This window comes from Enterobacter sp. MGH 24 (genome assembly GCF_000493015.1).
In the GTDB taxonomy this organism is placed as follows: domain Bacteria; phylum Pseudomonadota; class Gammaproteobacteria; order Enterobacterales; family Enterobacteriaceae; genus Enterobacter.
On record NZ_KI535657.1, the window covers coordinates 4,319,441 to 4,345,400 of the forward strand.

A 25,960-nucleotide genomic window follows, 5' to 3' on the forward strand; every position below is an offset into this window, starting at 1 on the left:
GTCAAAGGCGACTGCGCTACATCTTATTCTTTTTTAATATATATCAGAAGTTGTTCCGGCGTGGGCATTCTGCTTTATGGCACCCGGCATTTGTACCTTGTATTGCGCATACTTGCGCAGCGCAATGCGGTAGTTGTTGGTGCTGGTCGCAGGCAGCCACGGCTCCAGATTTTCATCCAGATAACCGGTTTTCAGCAGATCGCGAGAAATATTGTTGACGGTCAGATGTTGCCCAAGGCGACGCAGGCGAACCACATATTCGCGAACGGTGCCGTGGCTCATCTCCGTTTGTTCAAACAGGAATTGCTTGAAGCCGATAATGTCGAAGAAGTCGCTTTGCTCTTTGCAGTGGAGATCCCCACAGAAACGGCAAAGCGCCACCCACTCTTTTTGCTCTTCGAGCCATGCTGCTTCGTCCATCAACGTGTCGAGACGCGAGATCGCAATCTTGTTGACGATTTCGCCCCGGCGAACCAGCGTGATACGATCGAGTAACTTGTTACAGTGGGCGCAATGCGTCTGGCTGTGTTTAAAGTCTTTCAGGTAGCGGCTTAAAGGCCGTCTTTTAGATTGCTGCACCGTCATGATAACTCCTGGTTGTCAATACGTTGTGCGGCATTTTTTAGGTGAATCAATCACCTATAACTTACCCAGCTTGGTTCGTAAGCGTTTAATGGCCTGGCTGTGCAGCTGGCTCACCCGCGACTCTCCCACCTCCAGAACAGCGCCAATCTCTTTGAGGTTAAGCTCTTCCTGGTAATAAAGGGTCAATACCAGCTGTTCGCGTTCAGGCAGAGCTTCAATAGCCTCCATGACGCGCTGGCGTAAATTCCCTTCCATTAAATGGTGTAACGGGTTTTCCTGCTGGTGCTCATCCGTCACCAGCTCGATGCTATCGCCATGCTCTTCGCGCCACTCGTCATAAGAGAAGAGTTGGCTATTATTGGTATCGAGCAACATCTGACGATACTCTTCAACAGCAATGCCAAGACGTTCCGCCACTTCGGTTTCCGTTGCGTTGCGTCCCAGTTCCTGTTCCAGCTGCCCCATCGCATGCGCCACTTCGCGCGCGTTGCGGCGAACACTGCGCGGCACCCAGTCGCGGCTGCGCAGCTCGTCCAGCATCGCACCACGAATACGCTGAACTGCGTAAGTCGTAAATGCCGTTCCTTGCAGAGCGTCGTATCGGTCAACTGCATTCAATAACCCGATACCGCCCGCCTGTAGCAGATCGTCGAGTTCCACGCTCGCCGGCAAGCGCACCTGGAGGCGCAATGCTTCGTGACGCACCAGCGGGACATAACGCTGCCACAGCGAGTGTTTATCCATTACACCTTCAGCGGTATAGAGTGAATTCACGATAAACAGCCCTGCGTTAGTTGAGTTATCGGCATGATTATCCGATTCTGCAGGGCGTTCAATTGGATGAATAGTGGGTAAAATAAGGGGTTATTTGGGGGTTATCCGAATTATGTACAGAAAAAGTGCCCCTACTGCTAAGCGTCAATCCAACTAAGTCATTGAATTTTAGAAAAAAATACCATTACTACTAGAAAACACATAATGCGTATGAAGGCGGCATAACCGCCTTCAATGATCTTATGATGCGATGTATTTGTATTTTTCTAACATGCGGTTTAATGCAGTGAGATTAATATTGGGTTTGATCCGAAAAACACCCGCGCTCTCGACAACATGTTCAGTATCCAGGAACTCAAGCACATCATGATAATCGGCACGATTCCAAAAATCATGAATGAAAATGCGCGTATCGTTCACTTTCTTCTGTTTTTTAAGCGTATGTTTGATGGCGTTTAAAGTGCAGGCAACACGGAATCGCCCATCAACTAGAATGAAGTCAAACCCCTGTTCATATTTAAGTATTGCCTCACTGTAATTGCCGAATTTTTCCTTGTGAGAATCATCGACAGGATACCCCCACTCTTTGGTCGGCCCGATGTCGACATATTCAACCTTACATAGTTCCCCGGTTTCTTTGTGCAGGGTATCAACCCAGAACTTATCACTCTCTACGCCGTAGACGATGACATTATTACGTGTCGCCAATTTTGTTGAGCCACCGCTACCAAATTCAAAGTAAGCTTTCGAACCTATAAGCTGTTGTTTGAAAAGAGCCGTTTCGCTGTTGGTCATTCTTGGCATTGCCGGGATAATTGTTTTTTCAACCGGTGAGATTGCTCTAGACGTTGTGCTTTCGGCTCCGTTTAAGCTGGCGAAATAATCATCTGCACGTTCAGTTGACGCTGCGGCAAAAACGTTATAAGCAGCATCCTTCATACCATACACCGAGTGAAGAATAAAGGCCAACTTCTCCCTCTCATCATTATTCAATGATGTAAGGCGTGACATATTAGGAATGAAAAGTGCTTTAGCACACACCATTTTTGAAGGCGTTAATGATGCCAGCTTCTCATTTGCGAAAGGCTGCGTATATTCAATATCGGTGAGAGTATGGAAAGCGAAACCACATTCCTGAAGCTGGTCGTTAATAGCACTGAATGACAACTGTTCCTGATGAGTATCGGTAAATGCGATTTTCACTTCTATGGCCAAACAGTCTCCAATAATACGTAAGCCATGGTCAAATACAGCGCTAAGATTATATTTGTTATCAAGAACCAGTAAATCCAGTCTATTCAGACCATGAATTTCATCAAGTTTAGAGGTCTGAGAGAAGACCTCCGCCAGAATAGTCGCCCCCTGATTTTCGCTTGGTAACGGTTTTAAGGTACTACTTAATCCATTATCAAGGCACATATATACAGGCGCTGCCTCACCATTACCTAACGCATGAAGCTTAATGTGCTGAATAGATTTTTTACGCAATGGCAGCATGTTCTCATCGACTATGCCAAGGGTATCCATAATAATGAAGAAGAAGGCATCCAACTCTGAAAGACTAATTATTTTTTTACTCGCAGCGAAAGCACCTCCAAAATCCATCATCATTAGTTTACCGGCCAACTGGAAGGTAAACTCACGTTCTGCTATTTTACCGGAGGAGACATCAGCATGCTCATTCATCGTTAAAACAATTGCCTGCTTGTCGTCATGGAAATAAGGCGCGGCGTCATTGATAAGCGTCAGTGCTTCTGGCTGCTTACCCTCACAGTAACGCTGCCAAATGGCACGCATAGCGATAGTGAAGTTTTTTGCAAAGCGTACGCCATCACATAGCGGAGACTGTAATAAAATATCGCGCAAATTTTTACGGATAATCGTCAGGCTATTCAGATCATGCGTAAGGCCTACGGCAATATCAATGTAGTTTTGCCAGTCGGTGGCTACTAACTCTTTTAAACCCGCATTCACTAAGTGCGAGGCTGAGTGGCGACCCGCGAAGGTCGGGCCTGGCAGGGTAATAACAGGAACGCCCATTGCCATCGCTTCACAAGTCGTTAAGCCACCTGAGTAAGGCCATGGATCAAGCGCAATATCGACGTCATTATAACTTGACAGCAGTGTCTGGTGTGAGCCACCGCCTTCGATACGAATACGCTCGCGCGCAATGCCATATTTCCCAAGAGTAGTAAAGATATTCTCTTGTAATGACAAATTATCGAAGTTGAAACTTTTCAAGAATAGACGGGATTCGGGCACGGCGTTGAGCAGCTTCGCCCATTGTGCCAGAAGGGGCTCGTTAATTTTCGACGCATTGTTAAAACAGCCAAAGGTGATATACCCATTTTTAGCAACGGGATTATCACTTACCGGTGGTAAATAAAAAGGTAGCTCATAACAAATGTAATCATCAGGCAGACGGATAAGTTTTTCAGTGTACAGATCATCACTACCTTCCGGTGTTTCGATGTTGTCTGAAAGTAAATAATCCATTGTTTCCAGGCCGGTGGTGCTAATAAGCCCTCCTACCCATTTAATTTGGATAGGTGCAGGTGCCATCTGCATCGTCTGCATACGACTGTTAGAATTATATCCACTCAGATCGAAAAGAATATCGATTCCATCCTCACGGATAATTTTATCCAACTCTTCAGTCGACACATGTTCAATAACCATCCACTTAGAACACATGCGTTTGATTCGGTGGGTCAGATGGTCTTCTTTGTAATTCGTGCTGTAGGCATAGAATTCAATTTGTGACTCTTGAATATGACTAAGCCCGGTCGTGATCATCTGCCCTACAGGGTGGGAACGCAAGCCATCAGAAATAAGGCCGATACGAATACGTTTATCGGTACGTTTATCTTTTGCCTCTGCACGTTTTACTTTGGCTGGTTTGAATTTGGTTTGCCAAACCTGGCACATGTGCTTTATATCATCGGCGGTTTTGGATGGATCGTAATGCGCACCAACGATATGATTAAAATAAGGTGTTGGATTATCTTTTGTAACTTCACAACTTCTTTCATAAGCCTCATTCATCTCCACAAATTGGCTCAGATCCTGATTAACCATGCCGAGATTGTTCCATAAAAGCCAGTTGTTCGGCGTTTCTTGGGTCAATTCCAAATAAATCCGCTGTGCTTTTTCGTATTGTTTTGTTTTTTGCAATACCGTGGCATGAAGTGATCGAAGCGGGCGGCAGGTTTCTTTATCTAATCGTTGTACCGATTCTGACAGAAATAGTTCGGCCTCATCCAGACGATCGCTGCGATAAAGTAAGTCAGATTTGGCATAAATGGCTTCTACGTAATCAGGCGAAAGCGTTAGTGCCTCTTTAACACATTCATCCGCCGCAAAAAACTGGCCAAGGCGTTGATTAGCTTTCGTTGCAATAACCCATAACAACGGGTTGGACGGGTCTTTGGCAAGCAATTCCTGAATTACTTTAAGTGACTTAGCCGGTTCTGTAGCGAGATAGTCAAGAGCCTGATGAATTTTTTTATGATGGTGATTCGACGCATTTTTGTTACGGTTTATAGCGGATTGAGCAAGTGACTTTTTCATATGAACACTTCATGTCAAGTGAATAAGAAGGTTCGTTATTGCCGTGCACCGAACCTCGTCAGTAAGGCATTTAGTATAAAAAGCACAAAAAAAAATAACGGGATAAATACCCGTTATTTTTTATCTTATTTAGACTAATTGTGACTGCGCGATTAACGCAGCAGAGACAGTACGGTCTGAGGAACCTGGTTTGCCTGGGACAGTACAGAAGTACCAGCCTGCTGCAGAATCTGCGCGCGGCTCATGTTGGATACTTCTGTAGCGTAATCAGCATCTTCGATCCGGCTACGTGCTGCAGTGATGTTGTTAACAGTACTGTTCAGGTTGTTAACGGTAGATTCGAAACGGTTCTGGCTCGCACCCAGGCTTGAACGCAGGGAGTCAACATCAGAGATCGCTTTGTCGATTTCAGTCAACAACTTGGTGTCAACAGTTGCAACGGTAGCAGTGGTACCAGTAGCAGCGGTGTAGCTTGCCAGGATACCAACGGCAGCAGCACCGGTGGAGCCTTCGGTGATTCCAGTCAGACCTGCAGTACTGAACAGAGTGGTTGAATCGATTTTCTTCAGGGAGATACCGATAGTTTCGTCGTCGTTTGCACCAACCTGGATGTTCAGAGTCTGTGCAGTAGACAGTACTTTCACGCCGTTGAAGCTGGTCTGTGCAGAAACACGGTTGATTTCTTTAACGCGGTCAACGATTTCGTTGTTGATAGAAACCAGGTCATCACCAGAGTTAGTGCCGTTGTTTGCCTGTACGGTCAGTTCACGGATACGCTGTAAGTTGGTGTTGATTTCGTTCAGTGCGCCTTCAGTAGTCTGTGCAACAGAGATACCGTCGTTTGCGTTACGTGCAGCCTGTGTCAGACCTTTAACTTGTGCGGTCATTCGGTTGGCAATTGCCTGGCCAGCAGCGTCATCTTTCGCGCTGTTGATACGCAGACCAGAGGACAGACGCTCGATCGCAGTACCCAGGGAAGACTGAGATTTGTTCAGGTTGTTCTGAGTAGTCAGGGACAACAGGTTGGTATTGATAACTGCCATAATTTTAATTCCTTCAAAAATGGGTTTAGGTTTCGGTGCCTAACACTCACGGCGTCTCTCACCGTCATCAAGGTTATCGACGCGCCCCAAAAAGACTTTAGAATCAATTTAGAAAAAAAATTATTTTATTGATTTAAAAGTAATTATTTATCAAATCTGCTTTGCATGTGACGCATCCCAAAAGCAAATCCTCTCTCCTGTCAGTGCTTGTTTAATACTTCTCGTTCACGGCTCAAAATAGCCCTTTTAAGTTCCTTCAACGGGTAATCCAGCTATAAGCCACCGCCTCTGGTGGCTATTCCAGGGATTATTTTTTTGTCTCTGGCGTAAACTTTTCCACCAATACGCCGATAAAGAGTCCTGATCTACCAACGCATTTAAGGAAAACGTTATGGCTACTATCACTAACCTCGGGATAGGTTCTGCAGGACTCGGGGATTTGTATAATCAGTTAGATACAGCAGAAAGAACGAAGCTGAAAACCATTACAACCCAGCAGACGACTTACAACGCGCAATTAAGTGCGTACGGTAAGCTGCAGAGCGCCATGACAAACCTACAAACTGCGACGGCTGCGCTGGCAAAACCTGCGACCTGGAACTCCACGTCTGTCAGCAGTACGAATACCGCGTTCACGGCGACAACCTCGACCGAGGCTTCTACCGGCACGTTTACAGTTAACGTGAACCAAATGGCCAAAGCGCAGGTCCTGACCAGCGGTTCTATTTCCAGTAATACTGAAAAATTGGGTGAAGTAACGGGGGCTAAACGTACCATTACAATTACTCAACCTGGTACGAAAAAGCCGCTGGAAGTTGAGCTTTCTGACGCAGACACATCTCTGAGCGGCATCGCCAGTGCGATTAACAAAGCGAACGGTAACGTCACCGCCAGCGTCATTAAAGCTAAAGATGGCGACTACCGTCTTATGCTGACTTCGAAATCAACGGGTACCGACGGTCAAATGACCATTAATGTCACCGGCGACAATACATTACAGGCCGCGATCGGTTATGACTCTACAAGTGCTACGGGTGCATTGACCGTACAGACGAAAGCACAAAATGCCATCATGGTGGTGAATGACATCACCATCGAGCGTCAGAGCAACACGATTTCTGATGCGCTGCCGGGCGTGACGTTTACGGTTAAAGCGGAGAGTAAAGCAGACGAAACGCTGGATATAACCCGTGCGACCGATGCAAACCAGAAAGCAATCTCTGACTGGGTCACGGCGTATAACTCGCTGCAGTCCACCATCAACAGCGTCACCAAGTATGTGGCTGTAGATGCGGGTGAAGATCAGTCCGCCAGCAACGGGGCGTTAGTGGGTGACGGTAATGTCCGTGGAATCCAGGCACAGTTGCGTAGCATGTTGACTGATATTCAAAGCGGCTCCGTACAGATTATGGCGCAGTTAGGTATTACTCAGGACCCGGCAAAAGGCAGCGATGGCACCATGGGCAACCTGAAAATTGACAATGATAAACTGAAAAACGCACTTACAAACAACCCTGCCGGCGTACAGCAATACTTTATCGGTGATGGAAAAACCACCGGGCTGGCCACTAAAATGAACAACACGCTGGATTCTATGCTTAGCACCAGCGCCGGTAAAACCGGGGTCATTCAGAATGCCAAAGACGGTATCAACAAAACACTTAAGAGTCTGAGTGAACGCTACGATGATATGGAAGCGTCTATCGATGCAACCATGGCGCGATACAAAGCCCAGTTTACCCAGTTGGACGTACTGGTGACGAAAATGACCAATACTGCGAACTATCTGACTCAGCAGTTCACGAAATCATCATAAATGTAGGAGTAAGTATGTATAACACCTCTGGTGTCCAGTCCTATCAAAATATAGGAGTGGAAAGCGCGGTGATGAATGCCAGCCCTCACCAGTTGATTGTAATGCTCTTCGATGGGGCGCACAGCGCCCTTATCCGAGCGCGCTTGTTTCTTGATGCAGGACAGCTTGCAGAGAAAGGCCTGGCGCTTTCAAAAGCAATCAATATCATCGACAACGGATTGAAAGCAGCGCTGAACATGGAGGCTGGGGGAGAACTGTCAATTAATCTGGCGTCTTTATACGAATATATGGTTCGACGGTTATTAATTGCGAATTTGCATAACGACGTTGAGGCAATTGTTGAGGTTGAAAACCTGTTAAACAATATTGCGGATGCGTGGAAGCAAATTGGCCCCAATGCGTCCTCTATCTCAGGATAATTTTGATGAATATTCCCAGCGCAGCGCTTAATCACTGGCACGCTTTACATGCTCAAAGCATAACGATGCTAAATCTTGCTCATACCGGTAAGTGGGATGAGCTCATTGAGCAAGAGATGCATTACGTTCAACTGGTGGAAAGTATTTCCAGTAATCCCATTACGTCGTGCCCTCCTGCTCAAGTAGAACAAGCGCGTTTCCTGTTAAAAAAGATCCTCGAAAATGAGAATGAACTTAAAGCACTGCTTCAGGCCCGTATGGATGAACTGCGCAATCTCATCGGCCAGACAGGCAAACAGCAATCCATCACGTCTACCTATGGAAAGCTGTCAGGGAATATTCTTTATCCAGAAAGTTTGACCCGCGACACACAACTATGATTTCTTCATCCATACTCCAGAAGTCTGTCAACGGCTTCTGGAGCAAGGATGATGAAAAACCCCACCCTGTTACAATGTTTTCACTGGTACTATCCTGCTGGCGGTGAATTGTGGCGAGAGGTCACGGCGTTAGCTCCCAATCTTAATGAAATCGGCATCAACATGATCTGGCTGCCGCCCGCGTATAAAGGTGCATCCGGCGGGTATTCTGTTGGCTATGACTCCTATGACCTGTTCGATCTCGGTGAGTTTGACCAGAAAGGCAGTATCGCCACGAAGTACGGCGACAAAGCGCAGCTGCTGGAGGCCATTGATGCTCTCAAAAGCAACGACATTGCCGTGCTGCTCGACGTGGTGGTCAACCACAAAATGGGCGCCGATGAGAAGGAGTCCGTGCGCATTCAGCGCGTGAACGAACAGGACCGCACGCAAATTGATGACGAGGTCATTGAATGCGAAGCCTGGACTCGCTACACCTTCCCTGTCCGGGCCGGGCAATATTCGCAGTTCGTCTGGGATTACAAATGCTTCAGCGGCGTCGACCATATTGAAAACCCCAATGAAGACGGCATCTTTAAAATCGTCAACGACTACACCGGCGAAGGCTGGAACGATCAGGTTGACGATGAAATGGGTAACTTCGATTATCTGATGGGTGAAAATATCGACTTTCGCAATCACGCCGTGACCGAGGAGATCAAATACTGGGCCCGCTGGGTCATGGAACAGACGCGCTGCGACGGTTTTCGTCTGGACGCCGTCAAGCATATCCCCGCCTGGTTTTACAAAGAGTGGATTGAGCACGTCCAGGAAGTTGCCGACCAGCCGCTGTTTATCGTGGCGGAATACTGGTCCCACGAGGTGGATAAACTTCAGGCCTATATTGACCAGGTCGAAGGCAAAACCATGCTGTTTGATGCTCCCCTGCAGATGAAATTCCACGAGGCGTCACGTCAGGGCCGGGATTACGACATGAGCCAAATCTTCACCGGTACCCTGGTGGAAGCCGATCCGTTTCATGCGGTCACCCTCGTCGCTAACCATGACACCCAGCCTTTGCAGGCGCTGGAAGCACCGGTCGAAGCCTGGTTTAAGCCGCTGGCCTACGCGCTGATCCTGCTGCGGGAAAACGGCGTGCCGAGCGTCTTTTATCCGGATCTCTTTGGCGCCAGCTATGACGACACGGGAGGAGACGGTGAAACGTACCATATTGATATGCCGGTCATTGAGCAGCTTCATGAACTGATCCTGGCGCGCCAGCGTTTTGCCCACGGCGTGCAGACGCTGTTTTTCGACCATCCTAACTGCATCGCCTTCAGCCGCAGCGGCACGGAAGACGATCCCGGCTGCGTGGTGGTGCTGTCGAACGGGGACGACGGTGAAAAAATAATTTGTCTTGGGGAAAACTACGGCAACAAAACGTGGCGGGATTTTCTCGGCAATCGCGAAGAAACCATCACCACGGCGGCGGATGGCGAAGGGACGTTTACCTGTAATGGAGGGAGCGTCAGCGTGTGGGTAATAGAGGATGCGCTGTAGAAACAATGCCGGGTGGCGGGACGGCGCTTTTGTAGGCCGGGTAAGGCGAAGCCGCTACCCGGCGACAAACGGCTACGGAAGCTTGCTCTCCAGCGGATTTTTGCTCAGGTAATCTGCGCACTCAACCGTTGGGCGGTCGACCTTCTGCAGCTCCAGCCCGTCGTACTCAAGCACAGAGCCATCGCGCTCCAGCGGATAGATATCCAGCTTACGCGTTACGTTGTAATAACTGTCTGAACGCAGCATGATTTTACCCGGCACGGCAATCACGCGCTGCCACTGACGGCAGTCCAGCGTATCGCCCTCCTCCGTCACCACCAGCGTGGCAATCGCCTTCGGGCTAACCATGTTGCTCTGCGGCCCTTTCGACTGCCAGTATCCCGCCAGATGCGCCGGGACAGGGTGCTTAATCACGTCGTTGTAGTTATCGACCTGAACGCACCCGGTCAGTGCCAGCAGCGCGCCAGCAATTGCTATTTTTTTCATCATCTTTCCTGCATTCGAAGAAAAAAATATTGTGGCATTAAAGCGCTGCGGCTGCCAGCGAAGATCGACAGGTCTTAAACCTGCATCCCCATCACATGAGCATACATTTTTCATAATCGACAAAGATCGTCCAAGAGCGCACCAAATAACAGATGGTTGTAGTCGTCGAAAACATCAGTCGTCTAAGTTCACCTTAGAGCGAGTGCTGTTTTGTGTCCCATATATGCCCCATCATATTACTGGGCAGTCATTGAACTCGCCAGAGCGAGCATCGTTGATGCTGTAGGTGATCACCCCAAACACCGGCCGCGATGTATCCGACACATCGTCCTTCAACGGTAACGACTCCCTCCTTCCATTTTCAGGGTTTTCCAGATACGGCTTGGGATGTGTCCTGTAGCGCATGATCCTGAACTCACCATCAATAGTGCACACCAGCAGAGAACCGTCTTTCGGCGTCAGCGACGAGTCGACGATAAGCATTGCGCCCTTCATGATGCCAGCGCGCAGGTAAGTAGAGCACGCTATCATCATGTACGTAGTTGCCGGATGCGTGATAAGACGCTTGTCTAGCGATATGCGATCTTCAACGTAGTCTTTTGCTGGGCTTAGGAATCCATAACTCACCTCCGACAAACACTGTATGCATATACAGCATAATTAATCATTGGGGGTGATCAATGGTTGATCAGGTGCTAAACTTCAGACCTTTCCGAATTGACTGATTTATATAATGTTAAAGCTCTTTGCTAAGTACACATCAATCGGCGTCATAAACACGCTCATTCACTGGGTTGTGTTCGCTATTTGCATATACGTGTTTCACACAGGTCAGGCACTTGGCAACTTCGCCGGTTTCGTCGTGGCGGTGTCGTTCAGTTTCTTCGCAAACGCCAGGTTCACCTTTAAGTCTTCGACAACCACGATGCGCTACATGCTCTACGCTGGATTTATGGGAACACTAAGCGCTGCTGTAGGTTGGTGCGCTGATAGATCTGGAATGGCCCCTATTATCACGTTAATCATCTTCTCCGCCATCAGTCTGGTGTGCGGCTTTATCTATTCAAAGTTCATTGTCTTTAGGGATGCGAAATGAAAATTTCTCTTGTCGTTCCGGTGTTTAATGAAGAGGAAGCAATTCCGATCTTCTATAAGACCGTGCGAGAATTTGAAGAGCTACAACAGCATGAAGTAGAGATAGTCTTTATCAATGACGGTAGTAAAGACGCGACAGAGTCAATTATAAAGGCGCTTGCCGTTGCCGATCCGCTTGTGGTTCCCCTGTCATTCACTCGTAACTTTGGCAAGGAGCCTGCTCTGTTTGCGGGGCTGGATCATGCCACCGGTGAGGCAATAATCCCAATTGACGTTGACCTGCAAGATCCTATCGAGGTTATTCCGCACCTGATAGAGAAATGGCAGGCCGGTGCGGATATGGTGCTGGCTAAGCGCTCTGACCGGTCCACCGATGGGCGACTCAAGCGCAAGACCGCAGAGTGGTTCTATAAGTTGCACAACAAAATCAGCAATCCGCAGATCGAGGAAAACGTTGGCGACTTCCGCCTTATGTCGCGGGATGTGGTTGAAAATATCAAGCTTATGCCAGAACGCAACCTTTTCATGAAGGGCGTGTTGAGCTGGGTTGGCGGCCGCACTGACGTGGTTGAATATGCAAGAGCAGAGCGCGTTGCTGGAAATACAAAATTCAATGGCTGGAAACTTTGGAACCTCGCTCTTGAGGGTATCACCAGTTTCTCTACGTTCCCGCTTCGCATGTGGACGTATATAGGCTTATTCGTTGCCGGCTTGGCATTTATCTATGGCGCATGGATGATCGTCGACACATTAGCATTCGGAAACCCGGTTCGCGGCTATCCATCAATGTTGGTTTCAATACTTTTCCTTGGTGGGATTCAGTTGATCGGCATTGGCGTGCTGGGGGAGTATATCGGAAGGATATATGTTGAAGTTAAGGGAAGGCCTCGTTATATTTTGAAGGGGAATAAATAAAGTGTGTAATAATTATTACAAAGTTTTGAAATGGACAATACCAGGATATTTGCTAATTCTGGCAATAGCGTTACTTACTCCATTACATTCAGACGATTTTGGCACTAGGATTGGTGGGTTTCCTAACTTTTTAGGGCATTACCACCGATATTTAGCATGGAGTGGAAGGCTAACCGCAGACTATATTGCTTCTTATATCATGTGGATAGATTCGCATTTCATGCGCTCAGCTTTTAATGCTATTGGGACGTATGGTTTGATAATCGCTCTTGCAAAACTTCCTTTCTCGTTAAAATCCAAAAGAATTAATTTGAGCTATGTAGTAATATTTTATGTAATTATGTCAATTGCATGGACGTGCTCACCAAATTTAGGCCAAACATCCTTTTGGATTGTTGGTTCTACCAATTATGTATGGACTAACCTTTTCATAGTTATCCTTATCAACATATTACTCAGAAACTTAATATCTAATAACAAGCATAGCATTTCTTTCTATATCATCGTTTTTTTGCTATCAGTTGTAGCGGGTTGCGGCAATGAAAACATGAGCCTTGTTATCTTCGGTGTTTGTTCTCTTTATCTATTGTTTGTGTTATTTTTTAACAGGCCGCAAATTAAATTAGGTGCAATTAGTTTAATTGGAACATTCATTGGCGCAGCAATACTTCTTTTGGCTCCAGGAAATTTCAGACGGATGTCAATGGAAGGTGAATGGTGGCAGAATGCCACTTGGGGCTATAAACTTTGGCTTTGGGCATTCAAGAAAATGCCTTTCGTTCTGCAGGTTGACTGGCCTGTCGTTTTGTTCATAGCCCTTCTATTGTCTATAGCCTTGACCACAAGAAAAGCAAGGGATGGCTTCTATAGTAATAGGTATATGTATTTTGCGATTCCATTCTTTATATTTCTAGCCTTTATCGCTAATTTAATTATGATTGGCTCACCTGCCTATCCTGCAAGGGCAACAAACGGCCAATTTATAATGCTTTTAGGTGGTTTATCTTTTGCCACGTTTATAGCTTTAGAAAATGCCAATAAAAAGCTTTTGATACCCATCCTATCAATATTGTTTTTAACATCACTATATGCATACTCTTTAATGGCGAGATCATATTATTTTGTCGCAAAGCAGGAAGCAATTCGTCAATCTATCATGAATAAAGAGCGTTCTTCGTTTAAGACTAGCGCCACGATCCCAGAATATAGATTTAGACATTTGTTTAATGAAGGTGATAAGTTTGACATGTTCAAGCCAAAACAATTACCTTATTTCTTCGGACTTAAAGATGTGTCGTACATAAATCCAAACTTTGATTACTCCGTTGTAAACACGGAAGGAACCAAGGTAAATATTGATTTAAATGGATATGCGAAAGGTATCGAGTCTTGGGCATACAACAATCAGATAATAGGTAACGATTATGTTATAGTTATTATGTTGGATCACTATAACAAAGATGTATGGTCTAAACATGATGCATTTATTGGTAAATCAAAAAGTGTAATGATAGATGGTAAGCACTATACCCTTAAATCTGAACCTGGTCTTTATGCTATAAACGGCAAAGCATACTTTGCGCTAAACATAGGAAGCAACCGAATAAACTCTGACATAAAGAAAATAGATAATTAATTTGGTTATGAAAGTTCCACCAGTTAAAAAATAATAAATCAACCGCCACTATCATTAAATTTAATAATAGTGGCACTCTCTACATTCCAATGACTTACCAGTGGGGTAGGGAAATATAATATCACTTAGTTATTTAACACTTATAAAATCAATTTTTGCGTAAGAACATAGGATATTTATTAAAGGACAAATGATTATCACATCCATGTTATCAAGTTATTAACTACTACTGGTATAGTATGCTCCAGTATAGATATGTTTCCATATCTTATTGCTGCACGATTACGCGCAGCAACGCTGAGAGCAGCCACCAGCAGGGGTAAGGTGATGTGCTGATTTTATTTGGTACGCAATTTGGTACACAACGCATTTTTCACATCACCGGGCAGTCGTAGAACTCGCCCGAACGCGCATCGATGATGCTGTAGGTGATCACCCCAAACACCGGCCGCGATGTATCCGACACATCGTCCTTCAACGGTAACGACTCCCTCCTTCCATTTTCAGGGTTTTCCAGGTACGGCTGCGGATGTGTCCTGTAGCGCATGATCCTGAACTCACCATCAATAGTACACACCAGCAAAGATCCGTCTTTCGGCGTCAGCGACGAATCGACGATAAGCATTCCAGCCTTCATGATTCCGGCGCACAGTTATGTAGAGCCCGCTATCATCATGTACGTAGCTGCCGGATGCGCGATAAGACGCTTGTCTAGCGATATGCGCTCTTCAACGTACTCTGCTGCAGGACTCGGGAACCCCATAATGCACCTCCGATAATGACTGTATGCATACACAGCATTATCGTTCATGGGCGCAGATCAAGCGAGACGATTAAGCTGATTGGTAAGTGGATGGAGAGGCTGGAAACTTAGTTGAGAAAAGCCCACCGTGGTGGGCTGCAAGGAAGATTACTTCACACCTATTCCGTTAAGCTTTCGGTATGTAATTGGAAGAACTGCCTTCGCTACCATAAGTAAAGCAATTGATGAAATAAAGCTGATTATTAATTTAAGCATAGAATTATTAGCAATATACTGACCTACATCATGCGTGAGAATGTACAGTATTAATGGGTGCAAAAGATAAACGCCTAGCGAATAATCCCTTCCCAATTTTGAGAAAATATTATCATCAATTCTTGTTTTTACACACAGGATTAGCAGTGCAACACACACTGGAGTCGCGAAAAGTGGGAACTGTCTTTCCAACATGTCAGCGTTATATGCTGCGCCAAGCACATATACCTCACCTACCATCAATACAATACCAAAAATGATGACAGAAACTGCAATGCCGTTTGAAATGCGATTTAGGACACCACTCTTCGCGAAGTAATATCCAAGATAGACAAGTGAAAATGCTATCAATGTTCTCAATGCATAGAAAATATAAATGTCATAATGGAGTGACTTTACAAGGTCTCCATACCAGCATGCTAGCAAAATAGAAACTGACACTAACAATGAACATTTAACACTAACATTTTTTATAAAATAATTTGTTAATATAACACCGAGAATAAGCGCATTTAAAAACCAAAGGTGGAAAAATGTCCCGCCATGTAAAGTGTCATTAGATAGCACCTTCCCGGCAACCCGCCAAATGTCACCCTGAACCATTCTATAAAGGATCGGTATATACAGAACTGATGACCAGAAGAGGATGCTTACAAGCTTGTTAAGCTTTTTACCGAGATCATCCTGCGCTGACGCCCCCATCAGGTAACCTGAGGCAAGGAAGAAGAATGGAAGCGCCCATCTTGATGAAACTCTTAAAAGCTCACCAAAAGGCTGTGGTAACTCTGGGTAGTTACCCACGTGGACGACTATGATGAAGAAACAAGCCAACAGTTTGGCAGCATCCAGTGCGTTATTGCGCATTTTTTGTCCGTAGTGCAGTTTGTCTTGGTTTATGAATACGAAATGGTACAAAGAGAGTGTAAATTACGCAATAAAGTTGTGGGCTAAGTTTGAGGTGATAGACATGATAAAACAATTGCTTGGCATAAGTGATTAATGCAAATCGCAGAAACACAGGCCAGAGTATACGCTGGAGTACGGGAGAAACATTTATGATTAGCTCGGGCTTGGCGAAAATTGACGCTCTCTGAAATTAAGCCCTTCAAGTTTAAAACAGGAGATTTCACGTTCCGCTTCCTTTCGACTGATAGCGATAATAACCTTGTGCAAAATCAGGCCATACTAAATATTAAAAAACTGAAGAGGGTTATGTTTTCTTCGTAGCAGATCTCAAGCAGGATGTTAAAGGGGAGAGTGATATTGATTCACTTGAAGAAGTAATTGTTATAGCAAAAAGATTTCAGAAATATTCTGACTGGCGGAGACAAACTGGTTTCTGCGGTGACGCAGGTAGACCTGTTGAATGTCAGAAAGTAATTGCTCACCGGTTATCTTACTCTTAAGACAGGGCATAAAACGCTGATTCGCTATGCTTATGTGGAATTAACTCGCCTGGGGTAAGCAGTATCAGGTTGAGGTAAAACTGCGCGAGTATGACCGTACCGATGTGCATCCGTGCACATTCGTGTTCAACCCGTAGATCGCATCACGTAATGGCCGTGCCGGGCATCATAACGCTCTTGGCTCGATCAACCAGTCCTTTGAGGCAGCAATACGACGTTCCGGGATTCTCTAGTGAGTTTTCTCCATTCATGCCCATTCCATGGGATCGAATGGTTATTAACTCTAAATATTACTTGGTTAGATAACCTAAACCTGCATCCCCATCACTTCCTGATACGCCGACACCAGCTTGTTACGGACCTGGATCCCCATCTGCAGGGAAACCGAGGCTTTTTGCAAATCGGTCATCACATCATTCAGCGCCACGCCCGGCTCACCGAGGGTGAACTTTTCCGCCTGAGTGCGCGCGGCGGTCTGGGTATCACTGATACGGTCAAGAGCGGCATGCAGTTGCCCTGCGAAGCTGATGCTCGGCTGCTGATCTACCACATTCTGATTACGGGCCGTCATCGCCGTTGCCTGCAACTGACTGATTACCCCTTCAATGCCCTGTATAGCCATGACTCTCCCCTGGATGGTTTTTTACGCGGTCAAGACTAACAGCTTGTCAATAAGATAATGGCGGTAAATAGCGTGAAAAAACCAGGTTATTTGACGCATAGAAAATCACGAATCATCAAATAATGGCAGGGCCATCAATATGGAACTTTTGTCGTGTTTGCCGACCCGGGAGTCAGTTTTGTTTCTCTACACGAATAACGTAAACCACCAGGATTTAAGAGGTGCGCAATGAGTGCAACAGCATCGACAGCGCCGCAGAATAAATCACTCGAGTGGATGAACCGCCTTCGCGCGAATCCTAAAATCCCGTTGATCGTGGCAGGCGCTGCCGCAATTGCGATCCTTGTAGCGATGGTCCTGTGGGCGAAAAGCCCTGATTACCGGACGCTCTACAGCAACCTTTCCGATCAGGATGGCGGCGCCATCGTCACCCAGCTTAGCCAGATGAACATCCCTTATCGCTTTGCCGATAATGGCGGTGCGCTGGAGGTCCCGGCAGATAAAGTGCACGAACTGCGTCTGCGTCTGGCCCAGCAGGGGCTGCCAAAGGGCGGCGCGGTGGGCTTTGAGCTGCTGGATCAGGAAAAATTCGGTATCAGCCAGTTCAGCGAGCAGGTGAACTACCAGCGTGCGCTGGAAGGTGAGCTGGCCCGCACCATTGAAACATTAGGCCCGGTAAAGAGTGCCCGCGTGCACCTGGCGATGCCTAAACCTTCTTTATTTGTCCGTGAACAGAAATCACCTTCGGCATCCGTTACCGTGAACCTCGAACCTGGTCGCGCGCTGGACGAAGGGCAAATCAGCGCGGTGACGCATCTCGTCTCCAGCGCCGTCGCCGGTCTGCCGCCGGGTAACGTGACGCTGGTTGACCAAAGCGGTCACCTGCTGACGCAATCCAATACCGCCGGTCGTGACCTGAATGATGCGCAGCTGAAATATGCCGCCGATGTCGAAAGCCGTCTCCAGCGCCGTATTGAAGCCATCCTCGGCCCGGTCGTGGGTAACAGCAACGTGCACGCGCAGGTTACCGCGCAGATCGACTTTGCGAATAAAGAACAAACCGAAGAGCAGTACAGCCCGAACGGCGATGCGGCTCAGGCGGTGATGCGTTCACGCCAGATCAATTCGAACGAGCAGGTCGGCGGTGCCTACCCGGGCGGCGTGCCGGGCGCGCTGTCCAACCAACCGGCCCCGGCTAACGCGGCACCGATTTCTACGCCTCCGGCCAATCAGCAGAATGGTCAGCAAAATCAGCAGACCACCTCAACGACCAGTAACGCCGGTCCACGTACCAGCAGTCGTAACGAAACCACGAACTACGAAGTGGACCGGACGATTCGCCACACTAAACTGAACGTGGGCGATATTCAGCGTCTTTCTGTTGCCGTGGTGGTGAACTACAAAACGCTGGCGGATGGTAAACCGTTGCCGCTGACCGCCGAGCAGATGAAGCAGATTGAAAACCTGACCCGTGAAGCGATGGGTTACTCCGAGAAGCGCGGCGATACTCTCAACGTGGTGAACTCACCGTTCAACTCGGTAGAAGAGACCGGCGGTGAACTGCCGTTCTGGCAACAGCAGGCGTTTATCGATCAGCTGATGTCCGCAGGACGCTGGCTGCTGGTGCTGATTGTCGCGTGGCTGCTGTGGCGTAAGGGCGTTCGTCCGCAGCTTCAACGTCGTGCTGAAGCCGAAAAAGCGGCTCGCGAACAGATGTCTACGCGTCAGGAAACGGAAGAAGCCGTTGAAGTTCGCCTCAGTAAAGATGAACAGATGCAGCAGCGTCGTGCTAACCAGCGCATGGGCGCTGAGGTTATGAGCCAGCGCATTCGCGAAATGTCAGATAACGATCCGCGCGTCGTGGCGCTGGTCATCCGCCAGTGGATGGGTAACGAACATGAGTAATACGCTTACGGGCACCGATAAAAGCGTCATCCTGCTGATGACCATTGGCGAAGATCGCGCGGCGGAGGTGTTTAAACACCTCTCCCAGCGAGAAGTGCAAATTCTCAGTGCGGCGATGGCCAACGTGCGTCAAATCTCCAATAAACAGCTGACCGAAGTGCTGTCGGAATTTGAACAAGAAGCCGAACAGTTTGCCGCGCTCAACGTCAACGCCAACGACTACCTGCGTTCCGTGCTGGTCAAGGCGCTGGGCGAAGAGCGTGCCGCGAGCCTGCTGGAAGACATTCTGGAAACGCGCGATACCGCCAGCGGTATCGAAACGCTTAACTTTATGGAACCGCAGAGTGCCGCCGACCTTATTCGCGACGAGCACCCGCAGATTATCGCCACCATCCTTGTCCACCTCAAACGTGGCCAGGCAGCGGATATTCTGGCGCTGTTCGAAGAGCGTCTGCGCCACGATGTGATGCTGCGTATCGCCACCTTCGGCGGCGTCCAGCCGGCCGCGCTGGCGGAGCTGACCGAAGTGCTGAACAACCTGCTCGACGGTCAGAACCTCAAGCGCAGCAAAATGGGCGGCGTGAGAACGGCGGCGGAAATCATCAACCTGATGAAAACGCAGCAGGAAGAGGCCGTCATTACGGCGGTTCGCGAATTCGACGGCGAACTGGCACAGAAAATCATCGACGAGATGTTCCTCTTCGAAAACCTCGTCGAAGTGGACGACCGCAGCATCCAGCGCCTGCTCCAGGAAGTGGATTCCGAGTCGCTGCTTATCGCCCTCAAAGGCGCCGAGCAGCCGCTGCGCGAGAAGTTCCTGCGCAATATGTCTCAGCGTGCGGCCGATATCCTGCGCGACGACCTCGCCAACCGCGGCCCGGTTCGTCTGTCTCAGGTGGAAAACGAACAGAAAGCCATCCTGCTTATCGTTCGTCGTCTGGCAGAAACCGGCGAGATGGTGATTGGCAGCGGAGACGACACCTATGTCTAATGAGCTGCCGTGGAAGCGCTGGACGCCGGACGATCTGGCGCCTCCCCTTTCCGAGTTCACGCCAGCCGTCATCGCAACCGAGGAGCGTGACCCGGACGTCGAGCAGCCCGAGCTGAGCGAGGAGGAGCAGCAGGCACAGATGCTGGCCCAGCTGCAAATGCAGGCGCACGAGCAGGGCTATAATGCCGGTCTGAACGAAGGCCGGCAGAAAGGCCACGACCTTGGCTATCAGGAAGGTCTGGCGAAAGGGCTAGAGCACGGCATCGATCAGGCGCGCCAGCAGCAGGCGCCGATCCATGCCCGCATGCAGCAGCTGGTCAGCGAGTTTCAGCACACGCTGGACGCGCTGGACAGCGTGATTGCCTCGCGACTGATGCAGATGGCGCTGGAAGCCGCGCGTCAGGTCATCGGCCAGACGCCCGTGGTGGATAACACTGCGCTGATCAAACAAATTCAGGGTCTGCTTCAGCAGGAGCCGCTGTTCAGCGGGAAGCCTCAGCTGCGCGTCCACCCGGACGATCTGCAGCGCGTTGAAGAAAGCCTGGGGGCGACGCTAAACCTGCACGGCTGGCGTCTGCGCGGCGACCCGTCGTTACATCACGGCGGCTGCAAAGTCTCTGCCGATGAAGGTGACCTGGATGCCAGCGTCGCCACCCGCTGGCAGGAACTGTGCCGCCTGGCGGCACCGGGAGTCGTCTGATGACTGCGCGCCTCACCCGCTGGCTCACCACGCTCGACAACTTTGAGACGAAGATGGCGCAGCTGCCATCCGTTCGTCGTTACGGGCGACTGACGCGCGCCACCGGTCTGGTACTGGAGGCCACCGGCCTGCAGCTCCCGCTGGGCGCAACCTGCGTCATTGAGCGCCAGGATGGACTGGAAACGCGTGAAGTGGAAAGTGAAGTGGTCGGATTCAACGGCCAGCGTCTGTTCCTGATGCCGCTTGAAGAGGTGGAAGGCATTCTGCCCGGCGCGCGCGTGTATGCCAAAAACATTTCTGGCGACGGGCTGCAAAGCGGGAAACAGCTGCCGCTTGGCCCTGCCCTGTTGGGCCGCGTGCTGGACGGCAGCGGGAAACCGCTCGACGGTCTGCCCTCCCCGGATACTACCGAAACCGGCGCGCTGATCACCCAACCGTTCAACCCCCTGCAGCGTACCCCTATCGAGCATGTGCTTGATACCGGCGTGCGCCCAATTAACGCCCTGCTGACCGTGGGACGCGGACAACGTATGGGCCTGTTCGCCGGGTCAGGCGTGGGCAAATCCGTCCTGCTCGGCATGATGGCGCGCTACACGCAGGCCGATGTGATCGTCGTAGGTCTGATTGGCGAACGTGGTCGTGAAGTAAAAGACTTTATTGAAAACATTCTCGGAGCGGAAGGCCGCGCCCGCTCGGTGGTCATCGCCGCGCCGGCGGACGTGTCGCCGCTGCTGAGGATGCAGGGAGCAGCGTATGCCACCCGCATCGCCGAAGATTTTCGTGACCGCGGCAAGCACGTGCTGCTGATCATGGATTCCCTGACCCGTTACGCGATGGCGCAGCGTGAAATCGCGCTGGCCATCGGTGAGCCACCGGCGACCAAAGGCTACCCGCCTTCGGTCTTCGCCAAACTCCCTGCCCTCGTTGAACGTGCGGGGAACGGCATCAGCGGCGGCGGATCCATCACCGCGTTCTATACGGTGCTGACCGAAGGCGATGACCAGCAGGACCCGATTGCCGACTCCGCGCGCGCGATCCTTGACGGCCATATTGTGCTGTCGCGTCGTCTGGCCGAAGCCGGGCACTATCCGGCCATTGATATTGAAGCTTCTATCAGCCGCGCAATGACGGCGCTGATAACCGAGAAGCACTACGCCCGCGTGCGTAACTTCAAACAACTCCTCTCCAGCTTCCAGCGCAACCGCGATCTGGTCAGCGTGGGGGCGTATGCCAAAGGCAGCGACCCGATGCTCGACAAAGCGATTAGCCTGTGGCCGCAGCTGGAGGCGTTTTTGCAACAGGGCATTTTTGAACGCGCCGACTGGGAAGATTCAATTCAGGCACTGGAGCTGATTTTCCCGCAGGTGTAACACAGGTGGAGGGCGAAGGTCATGGCGCAAAACAGCGCGTTATCAACGCTGAAAGATCTGGCTGAAAAAGAAGTTGATGATGCCGCATTGCAGCTCGGCGCAATGCGACGCGGGTGCCAGCAGGCTGAAGAACAGTTGAAGATGTTGATCGACTATCAGCATGAATATCGCACCAACCTCAATACCGATATGACACAGGGCATTGGCAGCCAGCGCTGGATTAACTATCAGCAGTTTATCCAGACGCTGGAGAAGGCGATAGATCAGCATCGCCAGCAGCTTAACCAGTGGACCCAGAAAGTCGATACCGCGCTAAATTTCTGGCGCGAGAAGAAGCAGCGGCTGCAGGCCTGGCAGACTCTACAGGACCGACAGATCGCGGCAACGACCCTGGCGGAAAACCGTCTGGATCAAAAGAAAATGGATGAGTTTGCCCAGCGCGCATCAATGAGGAAACCGGAATGATCACACTGCAACAACTGCTGATGAGCGACAGCGACCTGTCAGGCGGCACGCAGACGGGGAAAGGCACCGACGGTGCACAGGACTTTCTCTCTCTGCTGGCGGGCGCCCTGTCGGACGCAACGGGCAAGGGCAAAGATGCGCCGCTGACCCTGGCTGACCTGAAAGCCGCCGGCAGTAAGCTGTCGAAAGTGGCTCAGGACGCCAAAGGGGATACTACCCTGCAGGCAAAAATTGCCGACCTGCTCTCGCGCCAGCCCGCGCTGAACGGCGATGAAACGTCGCCCGTTACGCCGCTTGATACGCTGGTTTCCGGGCTGGTGCCGCTGTCTAAGGGTGACGCACTGAAGACCCTCAATACAGCAAACAGCAAAGATGACGCTAAAAGCGAGCTGAGCGAAGAAGAGCTGGCCGGATTAAGCGCGCTGATGGCGATGCTGCCGCACCAGCAAACTACCGCCCCTCGCGCGGCAGGCAGTGACGGCGTCGCCGCCACCTCAACGCTGAATTCCGCGACGCTTTCGCAAAACGGCGCGGGCCAGCCGCCCCTGAACGCGCCTCTGGTAAGCCATGATAAAGCGCAGAGTTCTACGCCTTATCAGAGCCAGGTGAAAAATAACGAGCCGGTTCTGCAGGGCAACGCGCCTGCTACACCGGCCGTGGCCGCGACGGCTGAGAAGCAGGAGCTCGCCAGCTCTTCCTCTTCGGCATCCCCAACGGCCACTCTGGCACCGATTATGTCCAGCCATGCGACCAGTCAGACGGCCGCCACCGTCGCCACCGCGCCGGTGTTAAGCCAGCCTCTGGGGACCCACGAATGGCAGCAATCCCTGAGCCAGCACATCACCCTGTTCACTAAGCAGGGCCAGCAGACGGCAGAGCTGCGTCTGCACCCGGAAGATCTGGGTCAGGTGCAAATATCGCTTAAGCTGGATGATAACCAGGCGCAGCTGCAGATGGTCTCAGCGCACAGCCATGTCCGTGCGGCACTGGAAGCCGCGCTGCCGATGCTGCGAACCTCACTGGCGGAGAACGGCATTCAGCTTGCGCAGAGCAGCGTCAGCAGCGAGAGCTTTGCCGGGCAGCAGCAGTCCTCATCCCAGCAGCAGCACCAGGCTTCGCGTTCCGGCAACACCGGCGGTTTTAATGAAGAGAGCGATGAACTTCTGCCTACCCCTGCCGCCCTGCAATCCGCCGCGCGCGGTAACAGTGCCGTAGACATCTTCGCCTAAACGCCAGAGGTAGCGTGATTATCCCCGTCTTTTCCACGCTTTGACGACAGCAGGACACGGGATAATCACCTTATTAAGCTGTACCGAAACAGGAAGCTCGTATCAGATGACTGACTCCGCTATCACCAAAAAAAGTAAGCGTTCCATCTGGATCCCGCTGCTGGTGTTGATCACGCTCGCCGCCTGCGCCACCGCGGGCTATAGTTACTGGCGTATGCAGCAGGAACCTACCACTGCTGCAGCCAAAGCTGAAGCGCCACCTCCGCCGGCTCCAGTGTTCTTCCCGCTGGATACCTTCACCGTCAATCTGGGTGATGCGGATCGCGTGCTTTATGTTGGCATTACGCTGCGCCTGAAAGATGAAGCCACCCGTTCACGTCTGAACGATTACCTTCCAGAAGTGCGCAGCAGACTTCTGCTGCTGTTCTCTCGTCAGGACGCTTCGGCGCTTGCCACCGATGTGGGTAAGCAAAAGCTGGTCGACGCCATTAAACAAACGCTGGCGACCCCGCTGGTAAACGGCCAACCTAAGCAGGAAGTCACTGACGTTCTGTATACAGCATTCATTCTGCGGTAACGACATGGGCGACAGTATTCTTTCTCAGGCAGAAATCGATGCGCTGCTCAACGGCGACAGCGATAACAATGATGATCCTAAACCGGGTATTGGCGGCGATAGCGATATTCGTCCCTATGACCCGAATACCCAGCGTCGCGTGGTACGTGAACGTCTGCAGGCGCTGGAGATCATTAACGAACGTTTTGCACGTCAGTTCCGTATGGGGCTGTTTAACCTGCTGCGTCGTAGCCCGGATATCACGGTCGGTGCGATCCGCATTCAGCCGTATCATGAGTTTGCCCGCAACCTGCCGGTGCCAACCAACCTTAACCTGATTCATCTGAAGCCGCTGCGCGGCACCGGTCTGGTGGTGTTTTCGCCAAGCCTGGTGTTCATCGCGGTAGATAACCTGTTCGGCGGCGACGGGCGTTTTCCGACCAAAGTAGAAGGTCGTGAATTCACCCACACCGAACAGCGCGTCATTAACCGCATGCTGAAGCTGGCGCTGGAGTCATACAGCGACGCGTGGAAAGCGATTAACCCGCTGGAAGTGGAGTACGTCCGTTCTGAGATGCAGGTGAAATTTACCAATATCACCACCTCCCCGAACGATATCGTCGTTAACACCCCGTTCCACGTGGAGATCGGCAACCTGACCGGCGAGTTCAACATCTGCCTGCCGTTCAGCATGATCGAACCGCTGCGCGAGCTGCTGGTTAACCCGCCGCTGGAGAACTCCCGCAACGAAGACCAGAACTGGCGTGAAAACCTGGTCCGCCAGGTCCAGCATTCGCAGCTTGAGCTGGTGGCGAGCTTCGCCGATATCCCGCTGCGGTTATCTCAGATCCTGAAATTACAACCCGGCGATGTTTTGCCGATAGAAAAACCCGACCGCATTATTGCCCATGTGGATGGTGTCCCCGTGCTGACAAGCCAGTACGGCACGATTAACGGCCAGTATGCGTTACGCGTTGAGCACTTGATCAACCCGATTTTGAATTCGCTGAATGAGGAACAGCCCAAATGAGTGACATGAACAATCCGTCCGATGAAAACAGCGGAGCACTGGACGATCTGTGGGCTGACGCGTTAAACGAGCAAAAAGCACCCCCGGCCAAAAGCGCAGCGGATGCCGTATTCCAGCAGCTCGGCGGCGGTGACGTTAGCGGTACGCTGCAGGACATCGACCTGATCATGGACATCCCGGTTAAGCTGACCGTTGAGCTGGGACGCACCCGCATGACCATTAAAGAGCTGCTGCGCCTGACGCAGGGTTCCGTGGTGGCCCTTGACGGTCTGGCCGGCGAGCCGCTGGATATTCTGATCAACGGCTATCTGATTGCCCAGGGTGAAGTGGTGGTGGTTGCCGATAAATACGGCGTACGCATCACCGACATCATTACCCCGTCTGAACGTATGCGTCGTCTGAGCCGTTAA

General features: G+C 50.3%; 24 protein-coding genes and 2 pseudogenes. 17 read left to right on the forward strand and 9 right to left on the reverse strand.

The genetic code is table 11. From position 1 onward, the window contains the following. Positions 1–33: 33 nt before the first annotated feature. The 4 genes from fliZ to L370_RS01775 form a co-directional block, all read right to left on the reverse strand. Positions 34–585, reverse strand: coding sequence for a flagella biosynthesis regulatory protein FliZ (gene fliZ / locus L370_RS01785; protein WP_023336164.1), 552 nt, complete (start codon positions 583–585; stop codon positions 34–36). Between the two features lie 54 nt (positions 586–639). Continuing rightward, positions 640–1,359, reverse strand: coding sequence for an RNA polymerase sigma factor FliA (locus L370_RS01780; RefSeq protein WP_014170714.1), 720 nt, complete (start codon positions 1,357–1,359; stop codon positions 640–642). Positions 1,360–1,599: 240 nt separating this feature from the next. After that, positions 1,600–4,929: an O-linked N-acetylglucosamine transferase, SPINDLY family protein gene (locus tag L370_RS0122225; RefSeq protein ID WP_023336165.1), complete on the reverse strand. Its 3,330-nt coding sequence runs from the start codon at positions 4,927–4,929 to the stop codon at positions 1,600–1,602. A gap of 152 nt (positions 4,930–5,081) precedes the next feature. Next, positions 5,082–5,972: a flagellin N-terminal helical domain-containing protein gene (locus L370_RS01775; RefSeq protein WP_023336166.1), complete on the reverse strand. Its 891-nt coding sequence runs from the start codon at positions 5,970–5,972 to the stop codon at positions 5,082–5,084. Positions 5,973–6,363: 391 nt separating this feature from the next. Here L370_RS01775 and fliD point away from each other — a divergent pair, with 391 nt between their 5' ends. From fliD to amyA, 4 genes are read left to right on the forward strand one after another with little or no spacing between them, the layout of a single operon-like run. After that, positions 6,364–7,788: a flagellar filament capping protein FliD gene (fliD, locus tag L370_RS01770; RefSeq protein WP_023336167.1), complete on the forward strand. Its 1,425-nt coding sequence runs from the start codon at positions 6,364–6,366 to the stop codon at positions 7,786–7,788. Positions 7,789–7,802: 14 nt separating this feature from the next. Beyond that, entirely contained in the window at positions 7,803–8,207 is a 405-nt protein-coding gene (gene fliS / locus L370_RS01765; RefSeq protein WP_023336168.1) for a flagellar export chaperone FliS, read from the forward strand. A gap of 5 nt (positions 8,208–8,212) precedes the next feature. After that, positions 8,213–8,587 (forward strand): flagella biosynthesis regulatory protein FliT, encoded by a 375-nt coding sequence (gene fliT, locus L370_RS01760; RefSeq protein ID WP_023336169.1) that lies wholly within the window; start codon positions 8,213–8,215, stop codon positions 8,585–8,587. Positions 8,588–8,638: 51 nt separating this feature from the next. After that, positions 8,639–10,126: an alpha-amylase gene (gene amyA, locus L370_RS01755; protein WP_032666742.1), complete on the forward strand. Its 1,488-nt coding sequence runs from the start codon at positions 8,639–8,641 to the stop codon at positions 10,124–10,126. 72 nt (positions 10,127–10,198) lie between these two features. Here the strand turns inward: amyA and yedD are convergent, their stop codons facing one another. Continuing rightward, a complete protein-coding gene (gene yedD, locus L370_RS01750) occupies positions 10,199–10,612 on the reverse strand; it encodes a lipoprotein YedD (RefSeq protein WP_023336171.1) in 414 nt (137 codons plus the stop codon). A gap of 231 nt (positions 10,613–10,843) precedes the next feature. Continuing rightward, the gene (locus L370_RS0122230) at positions 10,844–11,239 is read right to left on the reverse strand and encodes a HumD family translesion DNA polymerase (RefSeq protein WP_032666743.1); all 396 of its coding nucleotides are present in this window, start codon (positions 11,237–11,239) and stop codon (positions 10,844–10,846) included. 106 nt (positions 11,240–11,345) lie between these two features. Between L370_RS0122230 and L370_RS01745 the strand changes: the two genes are divergently transcribed. From L370_RS01745 to L370_RS23520, 3 genes are read left to right on the forward strand one after another with little or no spacing between them, the layout of a single operon-like run. Further along, complete coding sequence (locus L370_RS01745; RefSeq protein WP_023336173.1) at positions 11,346–11,708, forward strand: GtrA family protein; 363 nt, start codon at positions 11,346–11,348, stop codon at positions 11,706–11,708. Continuing rightward, positions 11,705–12,622, forward strand: coding sequence for a glycosyltransferase family 2 protein (locus L370_RS01740; RefSeq protein ID WP_023336174.1), 918 nt, complete (start codon positions 11,705–11,707; stop codon positions 12,620–12,622). The genes L370_RS01745 and L370_RS01740 overlap by 4 nt, the downstream gene beginning before the upstream one ends. 1 nt (position 12,623) lies before the next feature. Then, a complete protein-coding gene (locus L370_RS23520) occupies positions 12,624–14,258 on the forward strand; it encodes a DUF6056 family protein (RefSeq protein ID WP_023336175.1) in 1,635 nt (544 codons plus the stop codon). A gap of 373 nt (positions 14,259–14,631) precedes the next feature. On the opposite strand, the pseudogene L370_RS0122240 reads toward L370_RS23520, so the two are convergent. After that, positions 14,632–15,021: pseudogene (locus tag L370_RS0122240) on the reverse strand (S24 family peptidase). Positions 15,022–15,168: 147 nt separating this feature from the next. After that, positions 15,169–16,140 (reverse strand): acyltransferase, encoded by a 972-nt coding sequence (locus tag L370_RS01735; protein ID WP_023336178.1) that lies wholly within the window; start codon positions 16,138–16,140, stop codon positions 15,169–15,171. A 595-nt stretch (positions 16,141–16,735) separates the two neighbouring features. On the opposite strand from L370_RS01735, the pseudogene L370_RS23750 reads away from it, so the two are divergent. After that, positions 16,736–16,909: pseudogene (locus tag L370_RS23750) on the forward strand (integrase); the annotation flags it as partial. Positions 16,910–16,989: 80 nt separating this feature from the next. Here L370_RS23750 and fliE read toward each other — a convergent pair. Then, positions 16,990–17,304: a flagellar hook-basal body complex protein FliE gene (fliE, locus tag L370_RS01730; protein ID WP_023336179.1), complete on the reverse strand. Its 315-nt coding sequence runs from the start codon at positions 17,302–17,304 to the stop codon at positions 16,990–16,992. Between the two features lie 228 nt (positions 17,305–17,532). Between fliE and fliF the strand changes: the two genes are divergently transcribed. The 9 genes from fliF to fliN all read left to right on the forward strand — a co-directional run bounded on the left by fliF (position 17,533) and on the right by fliN (position 25,960). Beyond that, complete coding sequence (fliF, locus tag L370_RS01725; protein ID WP_023336180.1) at positions 17,533–19,209, forward strand: flagellar basal-body MS-ring/collar protein FliF; 1,677 nt, start codon at positions 17,533–17,535, stop codon at positions 19,207–19,209. Next, on the forward strand, positions 19,202–20,200 hold the full coding sequence (fliG, locus tag L370_RS01720) for a flagellar motor switch protein FliG (protein WP_008500327.1): 999 nt from the start codon (positions 19,202–19,204) through the stop codon (positions 20,198–20,200). Before fliF ends, fliG begins: the two co-directional genes overlap by 8 nt. After that, positions 20,193–20,900 (forward strand): flagellar assembly protein FliH, encoded by a 708-nt coding sequence (fliH, locus tag L370_RS01715; protein ID WP_023336181.1) that lies wholly within the window; start codon positions 20,193–20,195, stop codon positions 20,898–20,900. The genes fliG and fliH overlap by 8 nt, the downstream gene beginning before the upstream one ends. Then, complete coding sequence (fliI, locus tag L370_RS01710; RefSeq protein ID WP_023336182.1) at positions 20,900–22,270, forward strand: flagellar protein export ATPase FliI; 1,371 nt, start codon at positions 20,900–20,902, stop codon at positions 22,268–22,270. Before fliH ends, fliI begins: the two co-directional genes overlap by 1 nt. 21 nt (positions 22,271–22,291) lie before the next feature. Beyond that, positions 22,292–22,735 carry a flagellar export protein FliJ gene (gene fliJ / locus L370_RS01705; RefSeq protein WP_023312304.1) on the forward strand — a complete coding sequence of 148 codons (444 nt, stop codon included), beginning with the start codon at positions 22,292–22,294 and terminating at the stop codon, positions 22,733–22,735. Next, positions 22,732–23,964 carry a flagellar hook length control protein FliK gene (gene fliK, locus L370_RS01700; protein WP_023336183.1) on the forward strand — a complete coding sequence of 411 codons (1,233 nt, stop codon included), beginning with the start codon at positions 22,732–22,734 and terminating at the stop codon, positions 23,962–23,964. Before fliJ ends, fliK begins: the two co-directional genes overlap by 4 nt. A gap of 106 nt (positions 23,965–24,070) precedes the next feature. Then, on the forward strand, positions 24,071–24,541 hold the full coding sequence (gene fliL, locus L370_RS01695; protein ID WP_023312306.1) for a flagellar basal body-associated protein FliL: 471 nt from the start codon (positions 24,071–24,073) through the stop codon (positions 24,539–24,541). 4 nt (positions 24,542–24,545) lie between these two features. Further along, entirely contained in the window at positions 24,546–25,550 is a 1,005-nt protein-coding gene (gene fliM, locus L370_RS01690) for a flagellar motor switch protein FliM (protein ID WP_023336184.1), read from the forward strand. Further along, complete coding sequence (gene fliN / locus L370_RS01685; RefSeq protein WP_023312308.1) at positions 25,547–25,960, forward strand: flagellar motor switch protein FliN; 414 nt, start codon at positions 25,547–25,549, stop codon at positions 25,958–25,960. Before fliM ends, fliN begins: the two co-directional genes overlap by 4 nt.

Excerpts from the sequence above, each read along its gene's own strand:
- fliZ (WP_023336164.1), bottom strand. The coding sequence starts at position 585 with ATGACGGTGCAGCAATCTAAAAGACGGCCTTTAAGCCGCTACCTGAAA.
- L370_RS0122225 (WP_023336165.1), bottom strand. The coding sequence starts at position 4,929 with ATGAAAAAGTCACTTGCTCAATCCGCTATAAACCGTAACAAAAATGCG.
- L370_RS01775 (WP_023336166.1), bottom strand. The coding sequence starts at position 5,972 with ATGGCAGTTATCAATACCAACCTGTTGTCCCTGACTACTCAGAACAAC.
- fliD (WP_023336167.1), top strand. The coding sequence starts at position 6,364 with ATGGCTACTATCACTAACCTCGGGATAGGTTCTGCAGGACTCGGGGAT.
- fliS (WP_023336168.1), top strand. The coding sequence starts at position 7,803 with ATGTATAACACCTCTGGTGTCCAGTCCTATCAAAATATAGGAGTGGAA.
- fliT (WP_023336169.1), top strand. The coding sequence starts at position 8,213 with ATGAATATTCCCAGCGCAGCGCTTAATCACTGGCACGCTTTACATGCT.
- amyA (WP_032666742.1), top strand. The coding sequence starts at position 8,639 with ATGAAAAACCCCACCCTGTTACAATGTTTTCACTGGTACTATCCTGCT.
- yedD (WP_023336171.1), bottom strand. The coding sequence starts at position 10,612 with ATGAAAAAAATAGCAATTGCTGGCGCGCTGCTGGCACTGACCGGGTGC.
- L370_RS01745 (WP_023336173.1), top strand. The coding sequence starts at position 11,346 with ATGTTAAAGCTCTTTGCTAAGTACACATCAATCGGCGTCATAAACACG.
- L370_RS01740 (WP_023336174.1), top strand. The coding sequence starts at position 11,705 with ATGAAAATTTCTCTTGTCGTTCCGGTGTTTAATGAAGAGGAAGCAATT.
- L370_RS01735 (WP_023336178.1), bottom strand. The coding sequence starts at position 16,140 with ATGCGCAATAACGCACTGGATGCTGCCAAACTGTTGGCTTGTTTCTTC.
- fliE (WP_023336179.1), bottom strand. The coding sequence starts at position 17,304 with ATGGCTATACAGGGCATTGAAGGGGTAATCAGTCAGTTGCAGGCAACG.
- fliF (WP_023336180.1), top strand. The coding sequence starts at position 17,533 with ATGAGTGCAACAGCATCGACAGCGCCGCAGAATAAATCACTCGAGTGG.
- fliG (WP_008500327.1), top strand. The coding sequence starts at position 19,202 with ATGAGTAATACGCTTACGGGCACCGATAAAAGCGTCATCCTGCTGATG.
- fliH (WP_023336181.1), top strand. The coding sequence starts at position 20,193 with ATGTCTAATGAGCTGCCGTGGAAGCGCTGGACGCCGGACGATCTGGCG.
- fliI (WP_023336182.1), top strand. The coding sequence starts at position 20,900 with ATGACTGCGCGCCTCACCCGCTGGCTCACCACGCTCGACAACTTTGAG.
- fliJ (WP_023312304.1), top strand. The coding sequence starts at position 22,292 with ATGGCGCAAAACAGCGCGTTATCAACGCTGAAAGATCTGGCTGAAAAA.
- fliK (WP_023336183.1), top strand. The coding sequence starts at position 22,732 with ATGATCACACTGCAACAACTGCTGATGAGCGACAGCGACCTGTCAGGC.
- fliL (WP_023312306.1), top strand. The coding sequence starts at position 24,071 with ATGACTGACTCCGCTATCACCAAAAAAAGTAAGCGTTCCATCTGGATC.
- fliM (WP_023336184.1), top strand. The coding sequence starts at position 24,546 with ATGGGCGACAGTATTCTTTCTCAGGCAGAAATCGATGCGCTGCTCAAC.
- fliN (WP_023312308.1), top strand. The coding sequence starts at position 25,547 with ATGAGTGACATGAACAATCCGTCCGATGAAAACAGCGGAGCACTGGAC.